9 protein-coding genes and 3 pseudogenes are annotated in these 10827 nt (G+C 36.7%); 5 read left to right on the plus strand and 7 right to left on the minus strand.

Annotated features, from left to right (window positions below; all coding sequences use genetic code 11):
- Positions 1 to 397 (minus strand): PD-(D/E)XK nuclease family transposase (locus tag HET73_RS03610; protein WP_174134027.1); only part of this gene is annotated, 397 nt, incomplete at its 3' end.
- 197 nt (positions 398 to 594) lie between these two features.
- On the opposite strand from HET73_RS03610, the gene HET73_RS03615 reads away from it, so the two are divergent.
- Positions 595 to 822 (plus strand): type II toxin-antitoxin system RelE family toxin, encoded by a 228-nt coding sequence (locus HET73_RS03615; RefSeq protein WP_246209953.1) that lies wholly within the window; start codon positions 595 to 597, stop codon positions 820 to 822.
- Positions 823 to 962: 140 nt separating this feature from the next.
- On the opposite strand, the gene HET73_RS03620 is transcribed toward HET73_RS03615, so the two are convergent.
- From HET73_RS03620 to HET73_RS03640, 5 genes and pseudogenes are all read right to left on the minus strand, one after another.
- Positions 963 to 2375 carry a Mur ligase family protein gene (locus tag HET73_RS03620; protein WP_174134028.1) on the minus strand — a complete coding sequence of 471 codons (1413 nt, stop codon included), beginning with the start codon at positions 2373 to 2375 and terminating at the stop codon, positions 963 to 965.
- Positions 2341 to 3591, minus strand: a complete 1251-nt coding sequence (metC, locus tag HET73_RS03625; RefSeq protein ID WP_174132955.1) for a cystathionine beta-lyase — start codon at positions 3589 to 3591, stop codon at positions 2341 to 2343. The genes HET73_RS03620 and metC overlap by 35 nt, the downstream gene beginning before the upstream one ends.
- Positions 3592 to 3598: 7 nt before the next feature.
- Entirely contained in the window at positions 3599 to 3883 is a 285-nt protein-coding gene (locus HET73_RS03630) for a BolA family protein (protein WP_174132954.1), read from the minus strand.
- 46 nt (positions 3884 to 3929) lie between these two features.
- On the minus strand, positions 3930 to 5852 hold the full coding sequence (gene dnaK, locus HET73_RS03635; protein WP_174134029.1) for a molecular chaperone DnaK: 1923 nt from the start codon (positions 5850 to 5852) through the stop codon (positions 3930 to 3932).
- Between the two features lie 87 nt (positions 5853 to 5939).
- A pseudogene (locus HET73_RS03640) lies at positions 5940 to 7711 on the minus strand (Rne/Rng family ribonuclease).
- A 173-nt stretch (positions 7712 to 7884) separates the two neighbouring features.
- On the opposite strand from HET73_RS03640, the pseudogene rpmG reads away from it, so the two are divergent.
- From rpmG to HET73_RS03655, 3 genes and pseudogenes are all read left to right on the plus strand, one after another.
- Positions 7885 to 8084 (plus strand): annotated as a pseudogene (gene rpmG, locus HET73_RS03645) (50S ribosomal protein L33).
- Positions 8085 to 8109: 25 nt separating this feature from the next.
- Positions 8110 to 8385, plus strand: coding sequence for a helix-turn-helix domain-containing protein (locus tag HET73_RS03650; RefSeq protein ID WP_174134030.1), 276 nt, complete (start codon positions 8110 to 8112; stop codon positions 8383 to 8385).
- 157 nt (positions 8386 to 8542) lie between these two features.
- Positions 8543 to 9219 (plus strand): annotated as a pseudogene (locus HET73_RS03655) (DUF6444 domain-containing protein); the annotation flags it as partial.
- Between the two features lie 77 nt (positions 9220 to 9296).
- On the opposite strand, the gene pdhA reads toward HET73_RS03655, so the two are convergent.
- A complete protein-coding gene (gene pdhA, locus HET73_RS03660) occupies positions 9297 to 10292 on the minus strand; it encodes a pyruvate dehydrogenase (acetyl-transferring) E1 component subunit alpha (RefSeq protein ID WP_174134031.1) in 996 nt (331 codons plus the stop codon).
- A gap of 66 nt (positions 10293 to 10358) precedes the next feature.
- Between pdhA and hemJ the strand changes: the two genes are divergently transcribed.
- A complete protein-coding gene (gene hemJ / locus HET73_RS03665; RefSeq protein WP_174134032.1) occupies positions 10359 to 10790 on the plus strand; it encodes a protoporphyrinogen oxidase HemJ in 432 nt (143 codons plus the stop codon).
- Positions 10791 to 10827: the final 37 nt, after the last annotated feature.

The following is a 10827-nucleotide window of genomic DNA, read 5'->3' on the forward strand; positions in this document are numbered from 1 at the left end:
TTTCCAACTGATCTTCCTTCGTTTTTGGAAATTTTGGCAGTTCAATAAATGTAAAATAAAAATCTTTTAAATCATGTTCATTGGTATCTTCATCTCGAATAGTGTGCTTTGATTTATACTCAGACTTATCAGGAAATAGAATACAATCTGCTATAGCAATGAAGATAATCTCTTTAAGATCTTGGTACTGATCACCCTTATCGGCCTGTCTTGAATAAGCTTTGGCAGCGTAGTACTGAGCGCGTTTTTCAAAGCCTTTGGTTTTAGCGACCTGGTTAGGTAAGGAAGTAGTATTACTACTACTCCCTCCCTTAGAAACGCAGCATGCGGGTTTCCCCACACTACGCTTGAGCCCCTTATCTAAGTTCTTTTTATTTCGAACCGGCTTATCTTTCATGATTCCTCAGAAAACAGCATTTTTTTTAGTGGTGACACCAACAGTAGAGAACCTTCTCTTGAAAAAGAGCTTGCTAACATTTTTGTTCGTTTACTCTTTTATCAAAATACTTTTTCCATTTTAAGTCAAGTGGATTTGCATCCGCTCTGATGAAGATATAGCGCTATTAAAACTTGCTATTAAACGCGATGTTCCAAATGCAAAATTCATTAGGCATGAAGACATCAATTGGGAATAAATACTCAATCTACTATGAAGAGAATGTAGTCTATGATGATCTTCCAAACCTTCCAAAAACAATAAAGTCAAGAGTTAAAGAAGCTATAAAAGATCGTCTTTCAGATTCTCCTGATAAAGTTGGGAAAGCGTTATTAGGTGAGCTTAAGGGACATCGTAGAATACGAGTATCGTGTTATATCGAGTAAACGAGTTGGAACGTATGGTAATGATTACCGGAATAAGACACAGAGAAAATATCTACGAAGATTAAAACATTCTACACAAGTATTTTATTATACAGTCATCCTTCCTGATCCATCTTCTATTTTAGGTGGCTTCGCTCAGCTCAACATTTTTTTGTTATAACCTCAACATCACTGAACTCTAAAGCTTGGCTGCCCACGATTTGGGATTTTTCATGCCCCTTTCCTGCAACTAGCAGAACCATACCTTCGGTATAGGCAATATCTATACCTTTCTCTATAGCCTCTTTTCTATTTCCTATCTCCAGTGCACTAGGGCAATGTAGTAAAATATCATGACGAATTTTTGCAGGATCTTCATCACGCGGATTATCATCCGTGATTATCACTCTGTCTGCATGCATTTGTGCTATTTTACCCATTTCTGCACGTTTTATTTGATCGCGATTTCCACCACAACCAAAAACTAAAACTATTTTTTTGTTGCAGTGCCATTTCAAAGACAATAGAGCCTGTTTAAGTGCACTTGGAGTGTGCGCGTAATCCACAAATGCAAAAGATTTTACTTTTTCCATTCTTCCCGGTGGAGAAACGAGTTTACCTATACACATCTGCCGATAATCTACCCCAGATGAAATAACTATACCAATTGCACACAACAGATTATATGCTTGAAATTGCCCCAAAACTGGAAAAAATGTGTCATAAATTTTACCACCAATTTCAATTGTAAGATGTTGACCATTGGAGGTGGGTATCTGCTTTAACAAAGCAATATCGGAACCTGTTCTTCCATAGGTGATAATTTTGTTGCCACGTTTTTCAGCTACCTTAAACAATTCATCTATATCCTCATCTAAAATTGCTGTTTCTCCTGCTGGTAGTACCTCGTAAAACAACCTTTTCTTAGCCTTAAAATACTCATTGATGTTCTTATGATAATCCAAATGATCTTGTGAGAAATTAGTAAAAGCCGCGGTAGTTAGCTTCAACCCATGCATTCTGTACTGATCAATTCCATGACTCGAAGCTTCTAACGCTAAGTGCTCCACGTCTTTATTATTTATATCACGTAATGCTGTATAAAGGTCATCTGCATCTGGGGTAGTAAGGCTACTGTTATTATCTCCTCTTTCATTATTGACACATGTTCCAAGCGTTCCAATAGACGCAGCATTATAGCCAGCGTTGTACCAAATCTGGCGGCAAAATTCTATCACTGAAGTTTTACCATTTGTACCCGTTACGGCAGCAACATGTTTTGGCTGTTTGAATTGATAAAACCTGCTGACTATTTCACTGTATATTTCTTGAGGATTTGGATGGAAGATTAGGGCTCCTTTTGCCATCCGAGTAGCATGACACTGGGATCCAGTAGGAAGGATATGGATACATGCTGGTTTTCTAGATTCCAGCGTCATGCGCTGGAATGACGCCGTAGACACACAAACGAAAAGGTAGCCTTCTTTGACTCTCTTGGGATTACACGTGACACCTTTGATTTCAATATCAAAGTTAACATCAATAATGCCGTGCAGTAATTCTCTTAGTTCCATGCCCTACTTCATTGTTTTGAGAGTCTAAACATGGTAATCTTTCTAGCGCAGCATCCAAATCAGAGATTAAATCTTCAGGGTCTTCTAGTCCACAAAAAATTCGCACGAAACTTCCATCATAACCTGAATTCATCACAGACCTTGACATAGATTTACGATCTATTGGTAATATTAAGCTATCGCACCCTCCCCAAGAAGCACCTATGCTAAAAATTTTCATATTATCAACCATATAGCTTAGCTCTTCACGTAAATATTCTCTATTCAATACTATACTGAATACACCACTTGCACCTTTGAAGTAACTTTTCCACAATTTATGCTGAGGATGGGAAGAAAGTGCTGGATATAAAACTTTTTTGACTTTTGAGTGTTGTTCCAACCACTTTGCTACTCTTATTGCTGTGCTTTGATGCCTCTTCATGCGTGTGTGCAATGTCCTAAGTCCTCTGTGTGCAAGATAACAATCGTGCGATTGAACGGTTACTCCATAATTTTTATAGCTCTCATAAAGCGATTTAAAAATTTCACCTTCAGCAATAATAGCTCCCATCAGTAAATCTGAGTGACCAGCTACATACTTTGTAACTGCATACAGCGCAACATCAATTCCATAATCAAGTGGCTTAAATAACAAAGGAGTCGCCCACGAATTGTCACAAACGGTTACGATTTCATGTTCCTTAGCAACTTTTACTATATGCTCTATGTCTGAAATTTCAAATGTTACAGAACCAGGAGTCTCAATCATTATCAATGAAGTGTTACTCCGAATCAAATCAGCTATATCCTGTGTTGGATCATAGAAAGTTACTTCTACCCCTCTCTTTGGTAGCTCATTTTCAGCGAATCTCCTAAGTCGGTAATAACTATTATCTTGAATTAAAACATGCGAACCTGCCTTAGCGAAAGTCAGAATAGCAAAAGTAAGCGCAAGCAACCCGGAAGGATAGATTAATGCTTGTCCCCTACCCTCAACTTCAGCAAGTGCATTTGAAAGATAATGAACAGTGGGAGTACCAACGCTACTATAACTACAATCCCTTGCAACATCATCGTTGATTATATCGTATATACTATCCCCATTTGCTGCATTTAAGTAGTCCTTGTAAGTGGGAAATAATATGGTAGAAGAATGATAAACCGGTGGGTTCATAGAACCTTTATAGTCATTAAATTTCCTTCCCGCTTTAACCAATAAAGATTCTTCCTTCACGCTTTCATTATTTATTTTTTGAATTGTATTCGCTTTGCGTATACAAGTGAAGAGAAATTGCATGTACTTGCTCTATCTCGCTTTTTAGCAACTCATAAATCAACTTGTGCCTTTTTAAGGCGCTCATTCCGATAAAGCTGTTAGATACCAATATTAGTTTAATATGTGAAAGTAATGTCGAATATGCAGCAAAATAATGATCTGCATGTTTTATGGACTCATCGATAATATCAATATCAATTACATCTATTGAACTGCGTATTTTTTCTTCTATCGTTTTAATAATATCCATCTTTGTTAAAGGAGCAGTACATACTGCTCCTTCACATAATATATAACTATTTATTCTCTTCTTTATTATCTATTTCCTGATAATCAGAATCTACTATTTTTTCTTTCTCATTATTTGTTGTGGATGAACCAGCGGAACCTTCTTCACCTTGTTGCTGCTGGGACTCCTTATACATAGCTTCTCCAAGTTTCATAGATAATTGAGAGAGATTAGTAACTTTCTCCTGCATTGAATCAGTGTCATCAATGTTATCAGACTTGCTAGCTTCTTTTAACTCATTAACTGCATTTTCAATAGCAGATTTATCTTCTGGTGAAACTTTATCGCCGTACTCTTTCAGAGACTTTTCTGTAGAGTGGACTAAGCTGTCCGCCTGGTTCCTCACCTCAATAAATTTCTTGCGCTTCTCATCTTCTTGCGCTTTTTCTTCAGCCTCTTTTACCATACGATTTATTTCATCTTCAGACAAACCGCCTGAAGACTGAATACGTATTTTCTGCTCTTTTCCAGTAGCTTTATCTTTCGCAGAAACATGCACTATTCCATTTGCATCTATATCGAATGTCACTTCAATCTGAGGAACCCCACGAGGAGCAGGCGGTATCCCTTCCAAACTAAACTGACCAAGCAGCTTATTGTCAACTGCCAATTTCCTTTCACCTTGATACACCTTAATGGTAACAGCGGTTTGGTTATCTTCTGCAGTCGAGAACACCTGAGATTTTTTAGTAGGGATCGTAGTATTACGCTCAATAAGTGGAGTGAACACTCCCCCCAAAGTTTCAATACCCAGAGAAAGTGGAGTCACATCAAGTAATAACACATCTCTCACGTCACCTTGAATGATTCCTGCTTGTATTGCAGCCCCAATTGCCACAACTTCATCGGGATTCACTCCTCTATGCGGATCTTTGCCAAAAAATTCTTTGACTTTCTCTATTACTTTTGGCATACGAGTCATCCCGCCAACAAGCACCACTTCACCAATCTGACTAGCAGACAAACCAGCATCTTCAAGAGCTTTTTTACAAGGAACCATAGTCCTTTCAATTAAATCATTCACTAAGTTTTCAAGTTTCGCCCTCGTTAATTTCATATTTAAGTGTTTTGGACCACTCGCATCAGCTGTAATAAACGGCAGATTTATTTCCGTTTCCATTGCACTTGACAATTCGATTTTTGCCTTCTCCGCGGCTTCTTTGATCCTCTGCATAGCCATAGGATCATTTCTCAAGTCCATACCATTACTTTTTTTGAACTCATCTAGTAGATAACCTACTACTGCATTATCAAAGTCTTCACCACCAAGATGAGTATCACCATTCGTAGCCTTTACCTCAAAAACTCCGTCACCTATTTCAAGTATTGAAACATCAAATGTACCACCACCAAGATCATATACTACTATTGTGTGCCCATGCTTCTTATCGAGACCATAAGCAAGTGCTGCAGCAGTCGGTTCATTAACAATTCTAAGTACATTCAATCCAGCAATTTTTCCTGCATCCTTTGTTGCTTGGCGCTGAGAGTCGTTGAAGTACGCCGGTACTGTTATCACAGCATCCTTTACTTCTTCTCCAAGATAAGCCTCCGCTGCTTCTTTCATGTTTTGTAGTATAAATGCACCAATTTGACTAGGAGAGTATTCTTTATTATCAGTCGTTTTAACCCATGCATCACCACTTTTTGCTGCAAACACTTTATACGGCACATTTAGATTTTTTATCTCAGGATCACTATATTGACGGCCTATTAATCTCTTAGTAGCAAAAAAGGTATTACTTGCATTTGTGGTTGCTTGTCTTTTTGCAGGAGCACCAATCAGCCTCTCTCCTGATGAAGTAAATGCAGCTATAGATGGAGTAGTTCTCGCCCCCTCTTTATTTTCTATTACCTTTGTATCCTTGCCTTGCATTATCGCAACACAAGAATTTGTCGTTCCAAGATCTATACCTATTGCTCTTCTCATAATGAATACTCCCTTATAAATATTACTTGATATAAGAATATATAAGTATGAAACTCATCAATTACAAGTCCTGTTTAGGATTTCTAGTTAGCTGTTAGAACTCAAAAGGCGTGAAAGCCACCTAGTCAACCAAAAGTTGTTTTGCAATCCACCAGAATTATCAGCTTTTTCATTGTTGCTGCCCTCAATACTGTAACCAGAGTTTTGCAATGGTTTACAATCACTTACATTAACGTCATCTCCCCGTGTTAAAATGAATGCATCTATACTCAAATTGTTATCAGCACTAACGCTTAATTTAATATTAAACTGTTTTTCGATTGTAGAAACTGTATCTCGCTTATTATTAAAAATATGTGCTATAATTGAACCATGTGCTGCCAAATCAAATGATCTATTACGATTTCTACTAGCAACGTGTTGCAAGTCTCTCAATATTGATGCAACAATTACTTCATTTGATTTTACCTTTCCAACTCCTTTACAGTGTAAACATTCTGTAGTGTTAATTTCCTGTATGCTTGGCTTAATCCTTTGCCTTGAAAATACCATGAGACCAAAGTCATTTATGTAGCTAAACTGAACTCTAGCCTTATCATCCTTAAATGCTTGCCTAATAGCAAACTCAACAGCTCTACAATACTGATACCTCAACATATCAATAAAATCGACCACTATTAATCCTGACAAGCCTCTCAAATTCACTGCCTTGATATTTCAGGTACTGCTTCCATATTGGTTCTATAGGCTGTTTCTTCTATACTATCTTCCCCTGTCATTTTTCCTGAGTTTACATCTATCGAAACAAACGCCTCAGTCAAAGTTATTATCAAAGACCCACCAGACGGCAATTTTACCCTATTGCTATATAACTAAAAAATTTGATCTTCGATTCCGTAGTAAGTAAAGATTGGAACAAAACCTCTATACAACCTATAACGCAACTTACTACCTTTTAATGTATTCTTAGCATATTGCCTCACTGCTTCAAAAGCTTCTTTTCCAGATACTACAACTTGTACATCATTGCTACAAAAATCACGAATAGATCTCATAATCAGGTCTGTTTCGTTATAAATCAATGACGAAACACTTACAGAGGAAGCATTTTCTTGAATATTCTGCCACAACGAATATAAATAATTGTAATCCTGCTCAATTTCTTTTTTACTTTTCCCCGAACCAACGGTTCTTATTATTAAACCTGACCTTTTTGGTAATTCTATTGAACTCAGTATATCCTTTAACTGCTTTCTAGCATTATCATCTTCAATTCTGCGGGACACTCCACCTTTGCTCATGGAATTTGGCATGAAAACACAATACCTACCCACTAAAGTTATGTATGTTGTAAATGAAGCCCCTTTATTACCTCGTTCCTCTTTAGTTAGCTGAACCAACATTCTTTGATTGATCGAAATAACATCTTGTAATTTGTACCTCTTGTATAAAGATACCTCTCTTACAAAACCATTACCGGACTCATTAGCATTCTTACTGGCTGTAGAATCTGAAGAAACATTTGCTGATGCGTTGTCACCTCTCTCTGTACAATCATCACTTGAATAGCTCTCAAAGAAAGTTTCCTTTTCCTTTTCTGGAATATTAAAATAATCCAGAGATATCTCAGAAAAAGATAAAAAACCCTGCTTATTCTTCCCATATTCAATAAATACAGCTTGCAAAGAGGGCTCTATACGCCTTACATGGGCAACGTATATATTACCTCTTAACTGCCTCTTTTCTTTGAATTCCTGCTCAAACTCTATAACCTTGTTATTGACTGACAAAGCAACTCTTACCTCATCAGAGCAGATAGAGTTTTCTATTAATAGTAATCTTTTACCACTATTTGCCACTTATTTACCGTTTGCATTTGTTCTGAGACTAACTTTATGCTACTTAGTACACTGCTGACTGTCAAGAATTTTGCAATATATTTGTAATTTACATCGCTTAAAGATACAAAATGGTTGACTTTTAGCGTTTCATGTAATAAAACTTACACAGAATTTAGATTATTATACTAAGTATGGCAAAAAAGAATGCCTCTTTGCTTGTTAAGCTAGTTAGCAGCGCAACCAAAATAACAAGCACTGGTGAAAAGAAATTGACAAGTTATTTTTATATAAAAAACGCAACCCAAAAAAGCTTACTAGAAAATTGGAGTTTAGAAAGTATGACCCAGTAGTTAGAAAGCATGTGCTATTTAAAGAAGAAAAATTAAAGTAACTTTTTTATAAGGAAGTTTGTCATTATGCAAAATTTACAACTAAGTTATCCCATAGTGATAGAGCTGGGTGACATAAAAGATACAAAACTGAAATTAATAAAGGTTGTTGCACGACTAATAAATAAGAGATACAGAACGCAGAAAAAAGCAGCAACTGCCCTAAAGATTGATCAACCTAAGGTATCTCAAATTAATAAGTCAAAAATTGAAGGGTTCTCTTTAGAATACTTGCTTAACTTACTAGTTGCACTAGATCAAGATATAAATATGAAAATAAAGCATAATTCCGAATCTACATAATATAATAAGGTTCTTATTCGCCTTAATTTATGGTCTAGCACCATAAAAATTTCGTAAAATCTATACTTAATAGCTTTCTTGTATACGTTCAGGAGAATGGCAAAACAGATAGACAAGGGATGGTAAAAAGATAATCATAGAATAAACGAGAGGCAATATGGTTGATCTTGAAGAACTTTGCAAAAATCTAGAGCGTAAAATAGAAAAGCTAGAAGCAAAAATAGAAAGATTGGAAAGAGAGAATGAAAGTCTCAAAGCAGAAAATAAGGCTCTGAAAATAGAAAATGCTGAGTTAAAGGAAAGGCTGGGTTTAAGTTCGAAAAATTCATCTCTGCCCAGTTCAAAAGAACTGTACAAAATAAAAAAGGACAAGCCAAAAAGCAAAAGGAACATTGGTGGTCAGATTGGACACAAAGGGGAGCTAAAATGGATGCAGATGAGGTGATAAAGGTGAAGTTCACATCTACTTGTGAATGTGGAGGAGAGATTGCAATATGTAAAAAACCATACATTCATCAAAAAGTTGATCTTCCGGAAATCAAGCCGTACGTAGTGAGGTAGAACATGGTCGTTGTAGGAAATGTGGAAAAAGAAGAAGTAGCAAGTTACCAGAAGGCGTTACATCAGGTACATTTGGGCCAAAAGTTAAATCGATAATTGCAGCGTTGAGCGGGTTTTACAAAAATTCAAAGCGTGAAGTAGCTAGCATACATGTTCAACTTGAACATAAGTGTTGGCAGTGTGTCAAATAGCGAATCCAGAGTTGCATCAAAATGTAAAAAAACGTATGAGCAAGAAATAAGCAGAAGTGAGATTTTGCATATCGACGAAACTTGGGAGTGTTAAATAAACTGTGTCAAACCGAAAAGAAAAGTAATAAATTGATATAAAAAATGGAGGTTTGACACAGTTTATTTAACACTCCCAATTTTAACAGATTTGTAAACATCAGTATACAGCTCATTAATATTTGGTTCTTTGCTATTCTTGGCAAAATCCTCCGACTTTTTTACTAAATCACGTACTTCCTTGTCGATTGCCTTGCATTCTTCCTCTGAAGCGATCTTATTATCTATCATGTACTTCTTTAAAGTGCTTATAGGGTCATGATTTTGCTTCATATCCTCAACTTCTTCTTTCGAACGATAAGTAGCAGGATCTGACATTGAATGACCGCGATATCGATATGTCTTCATTTCAAGCAGGATAGGTCCTTTCCCGCTACGGACGTGCTCAACTGCTTCACTTGTAGCTTCATAAACAGAAAAGAAATCCATGCCATCGACCTGCTTTCCAGGAATACCAAAGCTTTCCCCCCTTTTGTATAGCTCAGTTACTAAAGTTGATCTTTGTACAGAAGTACCCATCGCGTATTCGTTATTCTCTATAATATAAACCACAGGCAACTGCCACACAGATGCCATATTAAACGATTCATACACTTGCCCTTGATTGGTAGCACCGTCGCCAAAATATGTGAATACTACGTTATCTTTTTTCTTATACTTATTAGCAAATGCTATTCCTGTGCCAATTGGAACTTGTGCACCTACTATTCCATGTCCACCGAAAAATTTTTTTTCAATATCAAATATATGCATTGAACCACCTTTACCCTTTGAACACCCCGTTTCTTTACCGGTTAGTTCTGCCATTACAACATTCGGATCAGAATCACATGCAAGCATTAAACCATGATCTCTATAACTTGTGACAAAAGCATCACCAGGTTTTGACGCAGCATGAGTCCCAACTGCAACTGCCTCTTGCCCTATTGACAGGTGACAAAATCCGCCTATTAATCCCATCCCATATAATTGTCCTGCTTTTTCCTCAAATCTGCGTATGAGTAGCATTTTCCTGTAGAATCCAATCACCTGTTCTTTAGTGAAATTTTCTTCTTTCATATCGATTTCTTTTTTATTAAACTCAGATAATATCAGAAATTTTTAACATTTTGTAACAATATCTGCATGGACTATTACCACTGGCTTGAGGCCTTTCACGTTATTTCTGTCATTATGTGGATGGCAGGTATGCTCTATTTACCAAGGCTCTATGTCTACCACGCAGCTGTAAAGCCAGGGTCGGAAAGCGACAGTTTACTCCAAACAATGGAGAGAAGACTTCTAAGATTTATCATAAATCCTGCAATGCTTTTTTCGCTTGGTTTTGGCATCACATTAATGGTTATAAGAGAGGCATACCGCGAGGGGTGGTTCCACATAAAAGCATTAGCATTGCTTTTCATGTTCGCAATTCATGGGCTGCTTGTAATACATAGAAAAAATTTTGCAATGGGCTTAAATAAAAAAACTCATGTTTATTTCCGTGTTTTAAATGAAGTTGTTACAGTATTGATGATAATTATAATTATTGCAGTTATCGTGAAACCATTTCGCTAGTCTTACCAACATATATTTAGAAGTTGTCCGAAAACTA

Source organism: Wolbachia endosymbiont of Atemnus politus (assembly GCF_013309895.1).